This is a genomic window from Ectopseudomonas composti, from assembly GCF_001567565.1.
Classification (GTDB): domain Bacteria; phylum Pseudomonadota; class Gammaproteobacteria; order Pseudomonadales; family Pseudomonadaceae; genus Aquipseudomonas; species Aquipseudomonas composti_A.
Genome location: NZ_LSSW01000022.1, coordinates 149,261 through 167,295 on the forward strand (window position 1 = coordinate 149,261; position 18,035 = coordinate 167,295).

An 18,035-nucleotide genomic window follows, 5' to 3' on the forward strand; every position below is an offset into this window, starting at 1 on the left:
CGCGGATGGCGCTAAGGTAGAGGCTTGCCAGAATTCGTGGAAACGATAAATATTGATCGTCACCTTCAATAAAGCTGAATTCTGCGATGCGCGACCTGCCCATAGCGCTGCTGCGTACCTTCGTGGTGGTCGCCGAGACGCTCAACCTGACCAGTGCAGCGCTGCGCCTGCATCGCGCGCCGTCGACCATCAGCATGCAGCTCAACCGCCTGGAGGCCCTGGTGGCGGTCGAGCTGCTGCAGCGCGGGCAGTATGGCGTCAGGCTGACCCATGCTGGCGAACAGCTGAAGGCCCATGCCCAGCAGTTGCTCAACCTGCATGACCGCGTGCTGGGCAGCTTTCGCCACGCCGAGGTAGTAGGGCGGGTGCGCTTTGGCACGCATGACCAGTACGCCACGCGCAACCTCACGCCGCTTCTGGAAGCCTTCGTCCTGAGTTATCCCGAGGCCAGCCTCGAGGTGCTCTGTGACCACCGCCCCGAGTATCTGGCGACATGCGTGGCAGAGGGCAAGCTGGATCTGGCGTTGGCAGAGATGCCGGTTGCCTCTGGCGGTGGCAGCCGGCTGTTTCGCGACCAGTTGGTCTGGGTGCGCACCGATGCCCATGCGCTCCATGAGCGTATGCCCTTGCCGCTGGCGGTATTCGTCGAGGGTTGCCTGCATCGTGACTCGGCATGCGCGGCGCTTGCCGCTGCTGGGATTGCATACCGAATCGCCTTTGCCAGCCAAAGCCGCGCCGGTGTCCTGGCTGCGGTGCGCGCTGGAATCGGTGTGGGCATCGTGCCGCGCTCGACTCTGGAGCCGGATCTGCGGGTGATCGAAACCTTGCCCGCGCTACCGGCGACTGACATCACCCTGTTCGTCGCCGATCAGGTCAACGAGGCGACCCGGCGTCTGGCGCAGACCATCGAGGCAAGCCCGCAATACCGCGTGGGGCAGTGATCAGGCGAGCGGGAAGGGCGCCTGCTGCCAATCCGCACCGTCGATCTGCAAGGCCCAGCCCTGGCGATCCCAGTCGCCCAGCACGATGCGCCGTGCCGGTTGGCCGTTAACGATCAGCTCATGCACCGCCGGCCTGTGGGTGTGCCCGTGAATCAGCGTACGCACGCCGTGCGCAGCCATCACCCTGACCACTTCCTCTGGGGTGACATCGACGATCTCGCTGGCTTTCATCCGCGTCTGCGCGCGGCTTTCGTTGCGCAGCTTGCGCGCCAGCTTCTGGCGCGTGCCTAGCGGCAGGTTGCGCAGGATCAGCAGGCTGAGCGGGTTGCGCAGCCAGCGACGCAGCTTCATGTAGCCGACATCCAGGGTGCACAGGCTGTCGCCATGCATCAGCAGCACGCGTTCACCGCCCAGCTGCACCGTGCAGGGATCGCTGAGCAGGGTGCAGCCCGCCTCACGGCAGAAGCGCTTGCCGATGAGAAAGTCGCGATTGCCATGCATCAGATAGAGACGCGTGCCGGCGTCGCTCAATTCGCGCAGGGCAGTGGCGATCTCGTGCTGGAAGGGCGTCATGCCATCGTCGCCGATCCAGACTTCGAAGAAGTCGCCGAGGATGTACAGCGCCTCGGCCTGGCGCGCACGCGTTGAGAGAAAATGCAGAAACGCCCGGGTGATGTCCGGGCGTTTCTCTTCGAGGTGCAGATCGGAGATCAGCAGGATCATCGACTTACTCGGCTACGACTTCAGCCTTCTCGATGATTACGTCGTCCACCGGAACGTCCTGGTGGCCGGATTTCATGGTGGTGGCCACGCCCTTGATCTTCTCGACCACGTCCATGCCTTCGACCACTTCACCGAACACGGCGTAGCCCCAGCCCTGAACGGTCGGTGCACTGTGGTTGAGGAAGGCGTTGTCGGCGACGTTGATGAAGAACTGCGCGCTGGCCGAATGCGGCTCCATGGTGCGGGCCATGGCGACGGTGCCGACCTTGTTGGCGACGCCGTTGTTGGCTTCGTTCTTGATCGGCGCGCGGGTCGGCTTTTGCTTCATGCCTGGCTCGAAACCACCGCCCTGGATCATGAAGTTGCCGATCACGCGGTGGAAGATGGTGCCGTCGTAATGGCCTTCCTTCACGTATTGCTCGAAGTTGGCCACGGTTTCCGGGGCCTTGTCGGCGAACAGGTTCAGGGTGATGACGCCGTGGTTGGTGTGCAGTTTGATCATGATCGTATCCGTGATGAGGCAGGTTCGAGCCAGTGGCCCTGAGGTGAACAGCGCTTGTCAGGGTGGCATGCACCCTGTCAGGGGCTTGACAGGTTGGTTATGATACGGACTTTGCCCGAAGCGGCCTACCCTGTGCCGCGCCAGTATTGTTAAGGACACCATGAGCAAGCCTACCGTCGAAAAAGCTGCCAATTTCCTGCGCCCCATCGTCCAGGCTGACCTGGACAGCGGCAAGCACGCCCAGATCGTGACCCGCTTTCCGCCGGAGCCCAACGGCTATCTGCACATCGGCCATGCCAAGAGCATCTGCCTGAACTTCGGCCTGGCCGAAGAGTTCGGCGGCCAGTGCAACCTGCGTTTCGACGACACCAACCCGGCCAAGGAAGACCAGGAATACATCGACGCGATCAAGGCTGACGTCGAGTGGCTGGGCTTCAAGTGGGCCGGCGAGGAGCGCTACGCCTCCAACTATTTCGACCAGCTGCATGCCTGGGCCATCGAGCTGATCAAGGCCGGCAAGGCTTTCGTCTGCGACCTCAATGCCGAGCAAATGCGTGAGTACCGCGGCAGCCTCAACGAGCCGGGCAAGAACAGCCCGTTCCGTGAGCGCAGCGTCGAAGAGAACCTCGACCTGTTCGCCCGCATGAAGGCCGGTGAGTTCCCCGATGGCGCCCGTTCGCTGCGCGCCAAGATCGACATGGCCTCGCCGAACATCAATCTGCGCGACCCGATCCTCTATCGCATCCGCCACGCTCACCACCACCAGACCGGCGACAAGTGGTGCATTTACCCTAGCTACGACTTCACCCATGGCCAGTCCGATGCCATCGAAGGTGTGACCCACTCGATCTGCACCCTGGAGTTCGAAGATCACCGCCCGCTGTACGAATGGTTCCTGGAAAACCTGGCTGTGCCGGCGCAACCGCGCCAGTACGAATTTGCCCGCCTGAACCTGAACTACACCATCACCAGCAAGCGCAAGCTCAAGCAACTGGTCGACGAGAAGCACGTCAACGGCTGGGACGACCCGCGCATGTCGACGTTGTCCGGCTATCGCCGTCGCGGCTATACCCCGGCTTCGATCCGTACCTTCTGCGACATGATCGGCGTCAACCGCGCCGGTGGCCTGGTGGACATCGGCATGCTCGAGTTCGCCATTCGTGACGACCTGGACGCCAACGCCGCGCGCGCCATGTGCGTGCTCAAGCCGCTGAAAGTGGTGATCACCAATTACCCCGAGGGCAAGCTGGAGAACCTCGAACTGTCGCGCCATCCCAAGCAGGACATGGGCGTGCGCGTGTTGCCGTTCTCCCGCGAGATCTACATCGACGCCAGCGATTTCGAGGAAACCCCGCCGGACGGCTTCAAGCGCCTGATCCCGGGCGGCGAAGTGCGCCTGCGCGGCAGCTACGTGATTCGCGCCGACGAGGCCATCAAGGACGCCGCCGGCAATATCGTCGAGCTGCGCTGCTCCTATGACGAGAACACCCTGGGCAAGAACCCCGAAGGGCGCAAGGTCAAGGGCGTGATCCACTGGGTGCCGGCAGCCGAAAGCGTCGAGTGCGAAGTGCGTCTGTACGACCGCCTGTTCCGCTCGGCCAATCCGGAGAAGAGTGAAGAGGGCGGCAGCTTCCTCGACAACATCAACCCCGAGTCGCTGGTGGTGCTCACCGGTTGCCGCGCCGAGCCTTCGCTGGCTCAGGCTGCTGCCGAGGACCGTTTCCAGTTCGAGCGCGAAGGCTACTTCTGCCTGGACAAGGATTCGACGGCCGAGGCGCTGGTGTTCAACCGTACCGTCACCTTGCGCGATTCGTGGGGGCAGTAATGGCACTGTCGATCTACAACACGCTTAGCAAGGTCAAGGAACCGTTCAAGCCGCTGATCGGTAACAGCGTACGCATGTACGTGTGCGGCATGACCGTCTATGACTTCTGCCACATTGGCCATGCCCGGGTGATGGTCGCCTTCGACGTGGTCACCCGCTGGCTGCGTCAGCGCGGCTATGACGTGACCTATGTGCGCAATATCACCGACATCGATGACAAGATCATCAAGCGTGCCAATGAGAACGGCGAGCCGTTCGAGGCACTGGTTGAGCGCATGATTGCGGCGATGCACGAGGACGAGGCGCGTCTGTCCGTGCTGCGCCCGGACATCGAGCCGCGCGCCACCGGCCATATCGCCGGCATGCACCAGATGATCCAGACCCTGATCGACAAGGGTTACGCCTATGCGCCGGGCAATGGCGACGTGTACTACCGCGTCGGCAAGTTCGTGGGCTACGGCAAGCTGTCGCGCAAGAAGATCGAAGACCTGAAGATCGGTGCGCGCATCGAGGTCGACGAGGCCAAGGAAGATCCGCTGGACTTCGTCCTGTGGAAGGGCGTCAAACCGGGTGAGCCGAGCTGGCAGTCGCCTTGGGGCGCTGGGCGTCCGGGCTGGCATATCGAATGCTCGGTGATGTCCACCTGCTGCCTCGGCGAGACCTTCGACATCCACGGCGGCGGCCCGGACCTGGTGTTCCCGCACCACGAGAACGAGATCGCGCAGAGCGAGGCGGCCACCGGCAAGCAGTACGCCAATGCCTGGATGCACGCCGGCGCGGTGCGCGTGGATGGCGAGAAGATGTCCAAGAGCCTGGGCAACTTCTTCACCATCCGCGAGGTGCTGGAGAAGTACCAGCCGGAGGTGGTGCGCTACCTGCTGGTGTCCAGCCACTACCGCAGCCCGATCAACTACTCGGAAGAGAGCCTCAAGGAAGCCAAGGGCGCCCTGGAGCGCTTCTACAATGGTCTGAAAGGCCTGCCGGAAGCCGCGCCTGCCGGTGGCGAGGACTTCGTCGAGCGCTTCGGCGCGGCGATGGATGACGACTTCAACTCGCCGGAAGCCTGCGCGGTGTTGTTCGAGATGATTCGCGAGGTCAACCGCCTGCGCGAATCCGACGTGCAGGCCGCTGCCGGCCTGGCTGCCCAGCTCAAGCAGCTGGCCGGCGTGCTCGGTGTGCTGCAGCTGGAGCCGGAGGCCTTCCTCCAGGCTGGCGCTGCCGGCAAGGTCGATGCCGCTGAGGTCGAGGCGCTGATCGCCGCGCGCCTGCAGGCCCGCGCCGACAAGAACTGGGCAGAAAGCGACCGCATCCGCGACCAGATCACCGCCATGGGCGTGGTGCTGGAAGACGGCAAAGGCGGCACCACCTGGCGCCTGGCCGAATAGGGCTGGTGCTTAACGACAAAGGCCGCTTCTCAGCGGCCTTTGTCGTTTCTGGGAGGGCGCGCTAGCGAGGCTGGCGGGCGTCGAAATGCGCGGCCCAGCGCTGTTCTCGAAATCGCTCGACGATGAAGTCGATGAACACTCGCGTCTTGGCTGGCAACTGCTTCTGGGCGCTGAAGTACAGGCTGAGGCTACCGGTGTCGACATACCAGTCCGGCAATACTCGCTGCAAGCTGCCACGTTGCAGATAGGGTAGCGCGTGGACGGTGCTGACCAGGGTGATGCCCAGGCCTTGCTGGGCGGCATGGCAGGCTGCTTCGGGGTCGTTGAAGGTCATGCGCTGCTTGAGTTCGAAGGTGGCTTGATGGTCGTCACGGGTGCGCAGTGGCCAGCTGCGCACCCGGCCAGTTTGCGGCGAACGCATGAGGATGCCGTCGTGCCGTGCCAGATCCTCCGGCGTTTCGATGGTGGGATGCCTGGCAAGGTAGTGCGCCGACGCCAGCAGCACCCGGTGAGCAGGGGCCAACTGCCGGGCAATTGCGCCAGGAGGCAGCTCGAAGCCGCCGCCGATGGCCGCGTCGAAACCCTCGCCGATAAGGTCGACGGCGCGGTTGTCGAAATGCCAGTCCGGGCTGATCGCCGGGTAGCGCGCGAGGAAAACGCTCAGGTGCGGCAGGATGTAATCGCGGCCGAACGCCAGGCCCATGCTCACCTTGAGGGTGCCTGCGGGTTGGCCCTGGCTGCTCGCCAGATTGGCCACTGCGCCCTGAATGCTCGCCAGTCCGCCCGACACCTCGGCAAGAAAGCGTTCGCCGGCCTCAGTCAGGGTCAGACGTCTGGTGCTGCGCAGGAACAGACGCACGCCGAGGTTGGACTCTAATCGGGCGACGTTCTTGCCCACGGCTGCTGGGGTCAGGCCCAGTCGCCGTGCGGCCTCGGCGAAGCTGCCTGCCTCGGCTGCACGGACGAAGCACTCGATGCTGCTGAGGGTTTCCATGGATGCTCCGTAAACCATTGGTATCGACTGAATATAGCGATTGCCAGCTTATCGGTTGTGAGTCGTGGGTGAATACTGAGTCCGTGCTTCATTCAACCCCTCAGTCACAGGAGATTAGCCATGAGCCTCAATCAACCCCTTGCAAACAAGGTCGCCTTCATTCAGGGCGGTTCGCGCGGCATCGGTGCCGCCATCGCCCAACGCCTGGCCAAGGACGGTGCAGCCGTTGCATTGACCTACGTCTCTTCGGCGTCTGGTGCCCTCGAAGTGGTGCGTGAAATCGAAGCCGTCGGTGGCCACGCCATCGCCATCCAGGCCGACAGTCGTGACGAGCAGGCCATTCGCGCCGCCATCCGACACGCGCTGGATACCTTCGGTCGACTCGATATTCTGGTGAATAACGCCGGTGTGCTGGCGGTGGCGCCGATCGAAGAGTTCAGCGTCGAGGATCTTGATCGCACCCTTGACGTCAACGTGCGTAGTGTAGTGATCGCCAGCCAGGAGGCCGCGCGGGTGATGGGCGAGGGCGGCCGCATCATCACCATCGGCAGCACCAACGCCGAGCGCATGCCGTTCGCCGGTGGTTCGGTCTATGCGCTGAGCAAGGCGGCGGTAGCTGGTTTCACCAAAGGCCTGGCTCGTGATCTGGGGCCGCGCGGCATCACGGTCAACAACGTGCAGCCTGGTCCGGTGGATACCGATATGAACCCGGATCATGGTGATTTCGCCCAGTCACTGAAGCAGACCATGGCCCTGCAGCGCTATGGCAAGGCCGAGGAAATCGCCAGCTTCGTGGCCTATCTGGCTGGCCCTGAGGCGGCTTACATCACAGGCGCCAACCTGACCATTGACGGTGGTTTCTCGGCCTGACAAGGCGGGGGCGCCCGCAGAGTGTGCTGGAGGGGCCGATGGTTCACCCGTCCTGCCAGAATTACTGCTCGACTGCCTCGAGCAGTTGCAACGCCAGGCGCACACGCTCGGCATTCGGGTAATTGCGGTTGGCGAGGATCACCAGCCCGGTATCACGGGCCGGCAGCAGCAGGATGTAGGCGCCGAAGCCATTGGTCGAACCGGTTTTATTCAGCAGCAGGTCGCCTTCGGCCGGCCTGGGTACGCTGAAGCGCTCGATTGGCTGGGACTGCAGCGCCATCTCGGCTGAGTTGCCGGCTTGCAGTTTCTCCAGGCTGATAGGGTAGGTGTAGCGCTCCCAGCCCAGTCCTTGGGTCATGTCGCCGATCTGGTAGTAGCCGCGATGGGTGGAGCTGATGGCCTGGTGCAGCGCGGCAGGCAAGCGCTGCGGGTGCAGGTTGGCGTCGATGAAACGCAGCATGTCCGAGGCGCTGGATTTCAGACCGTAGGCTTCAGCGTCCAGCGCGCCGGGGTTGACGCGTACAGGCCTGTCGTCGCGATAGCCCCAGGCGTAACGCGGCATCTGTTCGGCCGGTATCCGCACGTAACTTTCCTTCAGGCCCAACTGCGGGAACAGGCTGTTCTCGATCAGTTGCGGAAACGGCTCGGCCAGGCTGGCGGCGGCCAGATAGCCGAACAGGCCGATGCTGGGGTTGGAGTACAGGCGCTGGGTGCCGGGCGGGTAGACTGCCTGCCAGTTGCGGTAGTAGGCGAGCATCTGCTGTTCACTGCCGACCGCATCCGGGAACTGCAGCGGCAGGCCGCCGGCGCTGTAAGTGGCCAGATCCAGCAGGCTGACGTGATCGAAGGCGCTGCCTTGTAGGGCCGGCAGGTACTGGCTGGCGTTGTCGCTGAGGTTCAGCGTGCCGCGGGCTTCGGCATAGGCGCCGAGGGTGGCGGTGAACAGCTTGCTGATCGATCCCAGCTCGAACAGCGTATGGCGATCCACGGTCTGGCCGCTTTCACGGGAGGCAACGCCATATTCATAGAAGTGCTGCTGGCCGTTGTGGCTGATGGCGATGGCCATGCCGGGGATGGCGTAGCGCTGCATCACCGACTTTGCGGCTGCATCGACCCGTTTCTCCAGTGGCGTTGTCGCCAGCGCATGGCTGGAGGCCAGCAAGGCCAGGGCGGCGAGCAGAGGGCGATACGGATGGCGCATTGAGAAGTCCTTTCTTGGCGAGGCGACCCCAGCCCGACAGAAGAGGCCCGGCGGGATGGCAAATGTATGGCTTTGGCCGGCTCCTCGAACAAAGGTTCAGGGGCGCACGCCCTGTTCGCGCAGGCGCTTGTAGAGCGTGTTGCGACTCAGGCCGAGATGGCGGGCCAGGTAGGAGATATTACCGCCGCACGCCTGGTACTGGCTGGCAAGATCGTCGGGCTCTGGGTGTGCCGGCAGGGCGGTGTCCGTGGGCAGATCGAGAAAGAAGTCGTCCGGCAGGTGCTCGGCGCGAATGGGTTGGTCATCGGCCATGGCCAGCGCCACGCGCAGTACGCTGCTGAGCTGGCGCAGATTACCGGGCCAGGGGTGGTGCTGGAACAGTTCCAGCACCTCGCGGCTAATGCCCGCACGTTGCTGGGGTTCGCGATGTTGCTCCCACACGCGCTGGAACAGTGCCTGCTTGTCGCTGCGTTCGCGTAGCGGCGGCAGCTCCAGGTTCAGGCCGCTGATGCGGTAGTACAGGTCCGCGCGGAACTGACCGCTGTCGACGTCCTGGCGCAGCGAACGGTTGGTGGCGGAGATCAGGCGCACATCCACCGCATGCAGTTCGCTGCTGCCCAGCGGCTGCACGCAGCGCTCCTGCAGCACACGCAGCAGGCGGGCCTGCACACGTTGCGGCATGTCGCCGATCTCGTCGAGAAACAGCGTGCCCTTGTGTGCCTTGCGGATCAGGCCGACATGGCCCTTCTGGCTGGCGCCGGTGAAGGCGCCTTTTTCGTAGCCGAACAGCTCCGACTCCACCAACTCGGCCGGAATGGCGGCGCAGTTGACCGCGATGAACGGCTGGTCGGCGCGTGAGCTGGCGCGGTGCAGCGCCTTGACGAACACCTCCTTGCCGGCGCCGGTTTCGCCTTGCAGCAGAATCGGAATGTCTTTTTCCAGCAACCGTTGGGCCTGGCGAACGGCCTTGTCCATGCGTGCATCGCCCGCGCTCAGCGCATGCAGATGAGGCTCTTGCGGCGAGTTCTGCGCAGCCTGCGGGCGGAAGTCGCGAGGCTGGATGAGTGCCGGCCGGGCAGGGCGCCGTACCCGTGCATGAAAGCGAAAGTGGCTGCTGGTGCGCAGGCTGAATGGCTGGCCGTCCGGTTGGTTGAGCAGCTGTTGCAGCGGCACGTCGAATAGCTGCTCGATGGCGCCGTAGGTCAGGGGTTGGCCGAGCAGGTTATCGGCGCGGCGGTTGGCCGACACCACATGGCCCTGTTCGTCGAACACCACCAGGCCGGCCCAGGGGCTGTCGAGGTTGTCCAGGCTGGTGTTGAAGCTGAGCAGGTGGTACTGGTCGGCGAACAGCTTGAGGATCAGGCGGTTCTCCACCGACTGGCTCATCATCTTGACCATGCCCAGGGTGTGCGCGGGCGGCAGGTAGCTGTCGCTGGATACGTCGAGCACGGCGATCATGCGTCGCTGTTCGTCGAAGATCGGCGAGGCGGAGCCGGTCATGAAACGGTTGGCCTTGAGAAAGTGCTCGTCGTGCTGGATGTGCACGGCCTGGCCACAACTGAGCGCGGTGCCGATGGCGTTGGTGCCGGTGTAGCGCTCCAGCCAGCTGGCGCCAGCGACGAAACCGGCGGCCTGGCGCGGCTCGATGAAGCGCTGGTCTCCCCAGGATTGCAGCAGCCGGCCCTGCTCGTCGGCGAGCATGATCAGGCAGTTGGAGTTGGACAGGATGGTGCCGTAGTAGGGAAGCACTTCCTGGTGGGTGGTCTGCACCAGGGCCTGGCGGCTTTCCAGCAGGACCGAAAGATCACCCGCTGTCGGCGGGTCGAAACGGGGCACGCTCTGGTGGGTCAGGCCGTAGTCGCGACAGCGCGACCAGGATTCCTGAATGAGGGTGTCGTGCGCTGGTGCGCGGGCAGCTTCGGTCATCGGTGATCTCTTCTTGTCGGTTCGCGATCTGCGCCGCGATCCGTCCAGTCTCGTTCAAGACTGTTCAAAGTCAATGAACGAATTGTTCAATTGTTCACATTCGACTGTTCAAAACTGTTCATTGGAAAACAGCAGGCGCGAGCTTGTTGGGAGAGCTTTTCTATATTTATCAATTGGATGCGATGAATAGATACGGGTTGGCACGCTTGTCGCTCTGAGTGTTCGTAATCGAATGGCACGACAAGAAAAAGGACAGGCCATGTCGCTCACGCTCGAACACGTCACCCGTATCGTCGACGGCCAGCTGCACATTGATGACGCCTGCCTGAGTTTCGAACCCGGCTCCTTCAACGTTTTGCTCGGCCGCACACTGGCAGGCAAGACCAGCCTGATGCGCCTGATGGCCGGGCTGGATCGGCCCAGCAGCGGTCGCGTGCTGATGAACGGCGCCGATGTCACTGGCGTGCCGGTGCGCCAGCGCAATGTGTCGATGGTCTATCAGCAGTTCATCAACTACCCGACCCTTACGGTGTTCGAGAACATCGCCTCGCCGCTGCGTCAGGCCGGTGTGGCCAAGGAACAGATCGTCGAGAAGGTCGAGGCCACGGCGCGCATGCTGCGCATCGACCAGCTGCTGTCGCGCTATCCGCTGGAACTGTCCGGCGGCCAGCAGCAGCGTACGGCCATGGCGCGGGCGCTGGTCAAGGACGCCTCGCTGATCCTCTTCGATGAGCCCCTGGTCAACCTCGACTACAAGTTGCGCGAAGAGCTGCGCCAGGAAATGCGCGAGCTGTTCCAGGCGCGCCACACCATCGCCATCTACGCCACCACCGAGCCCAACGAGGCGCTGGCCCTGGGTGGCACCACCACCATCCTGCACGAGGGGCGGGTGGTGCAGAGCGGCAAGACCGCCGAGGTTTACCACCGGCCGCAGCAGGTGCTGGCTGCCGAGTTGTTCTCCGAGCCTGCGATCAATCTGATGCCGGGGCGCATCAGCGGCTCCGAGGTGAGCTTCGCCGACTGCGTGCACTTTCCGCTCAACCCCGATCTGCGCGGCATCGCCGAAGGTGAGTATCGGTTTGGCGTGCGGCCCAGCCATATCGGCTTGGTGCCATCGAACGACGATGATCTGGAACTGGCGGTGACCGTGGAGCTGGCCGAGATCAGCGGCTCGGAAACCTTCCTGCATGTACGCAATGAACAGTTCGTGCTGGTGCTGCACCTGCCGGGCGTGCACGAGTACGCCGTGGATACGCCGATCCTCATCTATATCCCCACCCACAAACTCTTCGTCTTCGCCGCCGACGGGCAACTGGTGCAGGCACCCAGTCGGCGTCAGGGGAGGGCAGCCTGATGGCCGAGATTCGCTTGCACAACCTCGCGCACAGTTACAGCGGTGTGTCGAAGGCGCCGGAAGATTATGCGATCCGCGAAATGAACCATGTCTGGCAGCAGGGCGGCGCCTATGCGCTGCTGGGGCCATCCGGCTGCGGCAAGTCGACCTTGCTCAACATCATCTCCGGTCTGCTCAGTCCTTCGCAGGGCGAGGTGCAGTTCGACGGCAAGGCGGTCAATGCGCTGTCGCCGCAAGAGCGCAATATCGCCCAGGTTTTCCAGTTCCCGGTGGTCTACGACACCATGACGGTGTTCGACAACCTGGCCTTCCCGCTGCGCAATCAAGGTATGGACGCCGCGCGGGTGATGAGCAAGGTGCACGAGATCGCCGAGGTGCTGGAGCTGCACCCGCTGCTGCACAAGAAAGCGCGCAACCTCACCGCCGACGAGAAGCAGAAGGTCTCCATGGGCCGTGGCCTGGTGCGTGACGATGTATCGGCGATCCTCTTCGACGAACCGCTGACGGTGATCGACCCGCATCTGAAGTGGAAGCTGCGGCGCAAGCTCAAGCAGATCCACGAGCAGTTCAACATCACCATGGTCTACGTCACCCACGACCAGCTGGAGGCCTCCACCTTCGCCGACAAGATCGCGGTGATGTACGGCGGGCAGATCGTCCAGTTCGGCACGCCGCGCGAGCTGTTCGAGCGTCCCGGGCACACCTTCGTCGGCTATTTCATCGGCAGCCCGGGCATGAACCTGATCGAGGTGCAGCGCCGCGAGGGTGGCGTGCGTTTCGCCGATACCGTGCTGCCCTTGCCCGACGCGCTCAACCGGCGCCTGGCCGAACTGGGCGGCAAGCGCCTGCAGGTGGGGATTCGCCCCGAGTTCGTGCACATCTGGGATGGCGCCTACGAAGACGCGCTGTGTGGCCAGGTGCTGCATGTCGAGGATCTGGGCACCTACAAGATCCTCACCTTCGACCTCGATGGCCAGGTGCTCAAGGCGCGCCTGCAGGAAGACCAGCCAGTGCCGCGCGAGCAGGTGTATCTGAGCTTTCCGGCGCAGTGGCTGATGCTCTACGCCGATGACTACCTGGTGGAGGTGGCGCCATGAAGGTGCAGAACAACAAGGCCTGGTGGCTGGTGCTTCCGGTGTTCCTGCTGGTGGCGTTCAGCGCCATCGTGCCGATGATGACGGTGGTCAACTACTCGGTGCAGGATATCTTCGACCCGGCCACGCGCTACTTCGTCGGCGTCGACTGGTATCGCCAGGTGCTGCAGGACCCGCGCCTGCATGACTCGCTGCTGCGTCAGTTCATCTTTTCCGCCTGCGTGCTGCTGATCGAGATTCCGCTAGGTATCGCCATCGCCCTGTGTATGCCGACGCGCGGGCGCTGGGCCTCGCTGTGCCTGATCCTGATGGCCATTCCGCTGCTGATTCCGTGGAACGTGGTGGGCACCATCTGGCAGATCTTCGGCCGCGCCGACATCGGCTTGATGGGCTGGGTATTGAACAGCCTGGGCATCAGCTACAACTACGCCGCCAACACCATGGACGCCTGGGTGACGGTGCTGGTGATGGACGTCTGGCACTGGACTTCGCTGGTGGCGCTGCTGTGTTACTCGGGGCTGCGCGCCATTCCCGACGTCTACTATCAGGCGGCGCGCATCGACCGCGCGTCGAACTGGGCAGTGTTTCGCCATATCCAGCTGCCCAAGCTGAAAAGCGTGCTGCTGATCGCGGTGATGCTGCGCTTCATGGACAGCTTCATGATCTACACCGAGCCCTTCGTGCTCACCGGTGGCGGCCCGGGCAATGCCACCACCTTCCTCAGCCAGACCCTGACGCAAATGGCCATCGGTCAGTTCGACCTGGGCCCGGCAGCGGCGTTCTCGCTGGTGTACTTCCTGATCATCCTGCTGGTGTCCTGGCTGTTCTATACCGCCATGACCTACGACGACAAAAATCGCTGAGGCCGACCATGATGCTGCGCAAACGCCTGGTGCTGCTGATCTATTTCCTGTTCATGCTGGTGCCCATCTACTGGCTGCTGAACATGTCGTTCAAGAGCAACACCGAGATTCTCGGCGGGCTGAGCCTGTGGCCGCAGAGCTTCACCCTGGACAACTACCGGGTGATTTTCACCGACCGTAGCTGGTACGAGGGTTACCTCAACTCGCTGTACTACGTCAGCCTCAATACCCTGATCTCGCTCAGCGTGGCGCTGCCGGCTGCCTATGCCTTCTCGCGCTACCGTTTTCTTGGCGACAAGCACCTGTTCTTCTGGCTGCTGACCAACCGCATGGCGCCGCCGGCAGTGTTCCTGTTGCCGTTCTTCCAGCTGTACTCGTCCATCGGCCTGTTCGACACCCACATTGCCGTGGCATTGGCGCATTGCCTGTTCAACGTACCGCTGGCGGTGTGGATCCTCGAAGGTTTCATGTCCAGCGTGCCCAAGGAAATCGACGAGACGGCCTATATCGACGGTTACAGCTTCCCGAAATTCTTCGTGAAGATCTTCATTCCGCTGATTCGCTCCGGCATCGGCGTCACCGCCTTCTTCTGCTTCATGTTCTCCTGGGTCGAGCTGTTGCTGGCGCGCACCCTGACCTCGGTGGACGCCAAACCCATCGCCGCGGTCATGACCCGCACCGTGTCCGCCTCGGGCATCGACTGGGGCGTGCTGGCCGCCGCCGGGGTGCTGACCATCCTGCCGGGGATGCTGGTGATCTGGTTCGTTCGCAACCATGTGGCCAAGGGCTTCGCCCTTGGTCGCGTGTAAGGGAGGTTCGTCATGAGCTGGATGGCCTGGACTCTGCCGACCGCACTGTTCTTCACCGGTATCGCCGTGCTGCTGGCCGGCATGATGCTGGTCGAGCTGCGCTGGCCGTGCGTCGAACGCAAGGGTTTTCTGCCGATCACCACCACCCGGGGTGATCGGTTGTTCATCGGTCTGCTCGGCAGCGCCTACCTGCACCTGCTGGTAATCGGCGTGACCGACTGGAGCGTGTGGATAGCCTCGCTGCTATCACTGTTGTGGCTGTGCGCAGTCATGCGCTGGGGCTGAGCCGGGCTTTTGCCGGTATGCCTCTCCCCAAATCCTGAGATGGAGGTCTCTATGTTCGACAATAACAACAAGACCCGACATAGCATGGCGCTGGCTGCCTTGCTGGCGTTGTCCGGTTTGAGCGGTGCTGCCTGGGCGGATGCCTACGAAGAGGCTGCAAAGAAATGGATCAATGATGAATTCAATCCCTCGACCCTGACGCCCGAGCAGCAACTCGAAGAACTGAAATGGTTCATCAAGGCCGCCGAGCCCTTCCGCGGCATGGATATCAGCGTGGTGTCGGAAACCATCACCACCCATGAATACGAGTCCAAAGTGCTGGCCAAGGCCTTCAGTGAGATCACTGGCATCAAGCTGCGCCATGATCTGCTGCAGGAAGGCGATGTGGTGGAGAAACTGCAGACCCAGATGCAGTCCGACAGGAACATCTACGATGGCTGGGTCAACGACTCCGACCTGATCGGCACCCACGCCCGCTACGGCAAGGCCATGGCGATCAGCGACATGATCAAGGGTGAGGCCAAGGACTTCACCTCGCCTACCCTGGATCTCGAAGACTTCATCGGTATTTCCTTCACCACCGGGCCGGACGGCAAGTTGTACCAACTGCCCGATCAGCAGTTCGCCAACCTCTACTGGTTCCGCGCCGACTGGTTCGAGCGGCCTGAGCTCAAGGCCAAGTTCAAGGAAATCTATGGCTACGAGCTGGGTGTGCCGGTCAACTGGTCGGCCTACGAGGACATCGCCGAGTTCTTCTCCAAGCACGTCAAGGAGATCGACGGTCAGCGCATCTACGGCCATATGGACTACGGCAAGAAAGATCCATCGCTGGGCTGGCGCTTCACCGACGCCTGGTTCTCCATGGCTGGCGGCGGTGACAAGGGCCTGCCCAACGGCCTGCCGGTGGACGAGTGGGGCATTCGCGTCGAGGGCTGCCGGCCGGTGGGCTCCAGTGTCGCGCGTGGCGGTGCCACCAACGCCCCGGCGGCGGTGTTCGCCACGCAGAAGTACGTCGACTGGATGCGCCAGTACGCGCCACCGGAAGCGCAGGGTATGACCTTCTCCGAAGCCGGGCCGGTGCCGGCGCAGGGCGCCATCGCCCAGCAGATCTTCTGGTACACCGCCTTCACTGCCGACATGACCAAACCGGGCTTGCCGGTGGTCAACGCGGACGGCACGCCGAAATGGCGCATGGCGCCGTCGCCCAAGGGGCCGTACTGGGAAGAGGGTATGAAGCTGGGCTATCAGGACACCGGTTCCTGGACCTTCCTCAAGTCCACTCCGGAGAAACAGCGCCTGGCCGCCTGGCTCTACGCTCAGTTCGTCACGTCCAAGACCGTCTCGCTGAAAAAGACCCTGGTGGGCCTGACGCCGATTCGTGAGTCGGACATCAACTCGCAAGCCATGACCGACGTGGCGCCCAAGCTCGGTGGTCTGGTGGAGTTCTACCGCAGCCCGGCCCGCGTGCAATGGACGCCGACCGGCACCAACGTGCCGGACTATCCGCGCCTGGCTCAGCTCTGGTGGCAGTTCATCGCCGAGGCCGCCAGTGGCGACAAGACGCCACAACAGGCGCTCGATGGCCTGGCCGCAGCGCAGGACACCATGCTCGGCCGCCTGGAGCGTTCCAATGTACTGGGTGAGTGCGGGCCGAAACTGAACGAACCGCGTGACCCGCAGTACTGGTTCGACCAGCCGGGTGCGCCCAAGCCCAAGCTGGCCAACGAGAAGCCCAAGGGCGAAACCATCGCCTACGACGAGCTGCTCAAATCCTGGGAGCAGGCGCGTAAGTGAGGTCAGCGCCGTTCCTGTGAGAACGGCTGGGCGGCATTCCGCTTCAGCCGCGATAAAAAACGGCACCCTAGGGTGCCGTTTTTCATTCAACCATGCTGCTTATTTATGCAGGTGCTCGGCCGCGTGCAGGGTGTTTTCCAGCAGCCCGGCGCGAGTCATCGGGCCGACGCCGCCCGGAACCGGGGTGATCCAGCCGGCGCGGGGCAGGGCGGTCTCATACACCACGTCACCGACCAGTTTGCCGTCGTCCTGGCGATTGATACCAACATCGATGACGATGGCGCCTTCCTTGATCCACTCACCCCTGACCAGTCCCGGCTTGCCGACGGCGACCACGACGATATCGGCCTGGCCGACGTGAGCGGCCAGGTCCTTGGTGAAGCGATGGGTGACGGTGACGGTGCAGCCGGCCAGCAGCAGCTCCATGGCCATCGGACGACCGACGATATTGGAGGCACCGACCACGACCGCGTGCAGACCGTAGAGATCGACGCCGGTGCTGTGCAGCAGGGTCATGATGCCTTTGGGGGTGCAGGGGCGTAGCAGCGGCATGCGCTGAGCCAGGCGGCCGATGTTATAGGGGTGGAAGCCGTCGACGTCCTTGTCCGGGCGAATGCGCTCGAGCAAGGGGGATGCATCCAGATGCTCCGGCAGCGGCAGCTGTACCAGAATGCCGTCGATGGTCGGGTCTTCGTTGAGTTCGTCGATCAATGCGAGCAGATCAGCCTGGCTGGTCTCTGCCGGCAGATCATAGGCACGGGAGAGAAAGCCGACTTCTTCGCAATCCTTGCGTTTATGTGACACATAGACCTGGGAGGCGGGATCGGTACCTACCAGGATCACAGCCAAGCCAGGCGCACGAAGGCCTTGCTGACGGCGTTCGGCGACACGTTGGGCAATCTGCTGGCGGAGGCTGGCGGCGATCGCCTTGCCGTCGATCAGTTGTGCGGTCATTGCGCTGGTTAACCATTAATAAGGATGAAAAAAGGACGCGCATTCTCGCATGGGCGCTCACTTGGGCAAAGGCGCCTGCCGTCGTTTTCGCGTAACTCCTTTAAATCGCTGAATTTTTTTGAAAATTTCTGTTGACGAGGTTGGGAGGCGTCTATAACATTCGCCCCGCTTCTCAGGAACAGCCACTCGCTGGGTGAGACGGCAAGAGCCAAGCCCTGGTGGTGAGGCTGGAGCCGAAAGCTTCTAAGTCTGCGCTAGCGGATGGATAAGCGCCCGTAGCTCAGCTGGATAGAGCATCCGCCTTCTAAGCGGATGGTCGCAGGTTCGAGTCCTGCCGGGTGCGCCATTTGGCGGTCAGGCAATTTGAGTAAGCAAAGCAATATGGTGGGCGTAGCTCAGTTGGTAGAGCACAGGATTGTGGCTCCTGGTGTCGTGGGTTCGATTCCCATCGTCCACCCCATATTCCAAAGCGCCAGGCCCAAAGCCTGGCGTTTTTGTTTTAGGCTGCAAACCAC

Annotated in this window: 16 protein-coding genes and 2 tRNA genes; 12 read left to right on the forward strand and 6 right to left on the reverse strand. The window is 62.9% G+C overall.

Annotation, left to right across the window (positions count from 1 at the left end; genetic code table 11):
- The first annotated feature begins 86 nt into the window (after positions 1-86).
- Positions 87-941, forward strand: a complete 855-nt coding sequence (locus PCLY_RS09915) for a LysR family transcriptional regulator (RefSeq protein WP_061239140.1) — start codon at positions 87-89, stop codon at positions 939-941.
- On the opposite strand, the gene lpxH is transcribed toward PCLY_RS09915, so the two are convergent.
- Positions 942-1,664, reverse strand: coding sequence for a UDP-2,3-diacylglucosamine diphosphatase (gene lpxH / locus PCLY_RS09920; protein WP_061239141.1), 723 nt, complete (start codon positions 1,662-1,664; stop codon positions 942-944). It abuts the gene before it with no gap.
- A gap of 4 nt (positions 1,665-1,668) precedes the next feature.
- On the reverse strand, positions 1,669-2,166 hold the full coding sequence (locus PCLY_RS09925; protein ID WP_061239142.1) for a peptidylprolyl isomerase: 498 nt from the start codon (positions 2,164-2,166) through the stop codon (positions 1,669-1,671).
- Positions 2,167-2,326: 160 nt separating this feature from the next.
- Between PCLY_RS09925 and PCLY_RS09930 the strand changes: the two genes are divergently transcribed.
- Together PCLY_RS09930 and cysS are read left to right on the forward strand one after the other, a co-directional pair.
- Complete coding sequence (locus PCLY_RS09930) at positions 2,327-3,991, forward strand: glutamine--tRNA ligase/YqeY domain fusion protein (protein WP_061239143.1); 1,665 nt, start codon at positions 2,327-2,329, stop codon at positions 3,989-3,991.
- Positions 3,991-5,376, forward strand: a complete 1,386-nt coding sequence (gene cysS, locus PCLY_RS09935) for a cysteine--tRNA ligase (protein ID WP_061239144.1) — start codon at positions 3,991-3,993, stop codon at positions 5,374-5,376. Before PCLY_RS09930 ends, cysS begins: the two co-directional genes overlap by 1 nt.
- A gap of 61 nt (positions 5,377-5,437) precedes the next feature.
- Here the strand turns inward: cysS and PCLY_RS09940 are convergent, their stop codons facing one another.
- Positions 5,438-6,370, reverse strand: a complete 933-nt coding sequence (locus PCLY_RS09940) for a LysR family transcriptional regulator (protein WP_061239145.1) — start codon at positions 6,368-6,370, stop codon at positions 5,438-5,440.
- 120 nt (positions 6,371-6,490) lie between these two features.
- Here PCLY_RS09940 and PCLY_RS09945 point away from each other — a divergent pair, with 120 nt between their 5' ends.
- On the forward strand, positions 6,491-7,240 hold the full coding sequence (locus PCLY_RS09945; protein ID WP_061239146.1) for a 3-oxoacyl-ACP reductase family protein: 750 nt from the start codon (positions 6,491-6,493) through the stop codon (positions 7,238-7,240).
- A gap of 61 nt (positions 7,241-7,301) precedes the next feature.
- On the opposite strand, the gene ampC is transcribed toward PCLY_RS09945, so the two are convergent.
- Together ampC and PCLY_RS09955 are read right to left on the reverse strand one after the other, a co-directional pair.
- Complete coding sequence (gene ampC, locus PCLY_RS09950) at positions 7,302-8,441, reverse strand: class C beta-lactamase (RefSeq protein WP_061239147.1); 1,140 nt, start codon at positions 8,439-8,441, stop codon at positions 7,302-7,304.
- Between the two features lie 96 nt (positions 8,442-8,537).
- A complete protein-coding gene (locus PCLY_RS09955; protein ID WP_061239148.1) occupies positions 8,538-10,367 on the reverse strand; it encodes a sigma-54-dependent Fis family transcriptional regulator in 1,830 nt (609 codons plus the stop codon).
- Positions 10,368-10,626: 259 nt separating this feature from the next.
- Here PCLY_RS09955 and PCLY_RS09960 point away from each other — a divergent pair, with 259 nt between their 5' ends.
- From PCLY_RS09960 to PCLY_RS09985, 6 genes are read left to right on the forward strand one after another with little or no spacing between them, the layout of a single operon-like run.
- The gene (locus tag PCLY_RS09960; RefSeq protein WP_061239149.1) at positions 10,627-11,721 is read left to right on the forward strand and encodes an ABC transporter ATP-binding protein; all 1,095 of its coding nucleotides are present in this window, start codon (positions 10,627-10,629) and stop codon (positions 11,719-11,721) included.
- The gene (locus tag PCLY_RS09965) at positions 11,721-12,818 is read left to right on the forward strand and encodes an ABC transporter ATP-binding protein (protein ID WP_061239150.1); all 1,098 of its coding nucleotides are present in this window, start codon (positions 11,721-11,723) and stop codon (positions 12,816-12,818) included. Before PCLY_RS09960 ends, PCLY_RS09965 begins: the two co-directional genes overlap by 1 nt.
- Entirely contained in the window at positions 12,815-13,678 is an 864-nt protein-coding gene (locus tag PCLY_RS09970) for a carbohydrate ABC transporter permease (RefSeq protein WP_061239151.1), read from the forward strand. The genes PCLY_RS09965 and PCLY_RS09970 overlap by 4 nt, the downstream gene beginning before the upstream one ends.
- Before the next feature lie 8 nt (positions 13,679-13,686).
- Entirely contained in the window at positions 13,687-14,487 is an 801-nt protein-coding gene (locus PCLY_RS09975; protein WP_061239152.1) for a carbohydrate ABC transporter permease, read from the forward strand.
- 12 nt (positions 14,488-14,499) lie between these two features.
- A complete protein-coding gene (locus tag PCLY_RS09980) occupies positions 14,500-14,772 on the forward strand; it encodes a DUF2160 domain-containing protein (protein WP_061239153.1) in 273 nt (90 codons plus the stop codon).
- Between the two features lie 51 nt (positions 14,773-14,823).
- Positions 14,824-16,566: an ABC transporter substrate-binding protein gene (locus tag PCLY_RS09985; protein ID WP_061239154.1), complete on the forward strand. Its 1,743-nt coding sequence runs from the start codon at positions 14,824-14,826 to the stop codon at positions 16,564-16,566.
- A 99-nt stretch (positions 16,567-16,665) separates the two neighbouring features.
- On the opposite strand, the gene folD is transcribed toward PCLY_RS09985, so the two are convergent.
- Positions 16,666-17,520 (reverse strand): bifunctional methylenetetrahydrofolate dehydrogenase/methenyltetrahydrofolate cyclohydrolase FolD, encoded by an 855-nt coding sequence (gene folD / locus PCLY_RS09990; protein ID WP_061239155.1) that lies wholly within the window; start codon positions 17,518-17,520, stop codon positions 16,666-16,668.
- A 269-nt stretch (positions 17,521-17,789) separates the two neighbouring features.
- On the opposite strand from folD, the gene PCLY_RS09995 reads away from it, so the two are divergent.
- Both PCLY_RS09995 and PCLY_RS10000 read left to right on the forward strand, forming a co-directional pair.
- A tRNA-Arg gene (locus PCLY_RS09995) sits at positions 17,790-17,866 on the forward strand.
- Between the two features lie 38 nt (positions 17,867-17,904).
- Positions 17,905-17,980, forward strand: a tRNA-His gene (locus PCLY_RS10000).
- Positions 17,981-18,035: the final 55 nt, after the last annotated feature.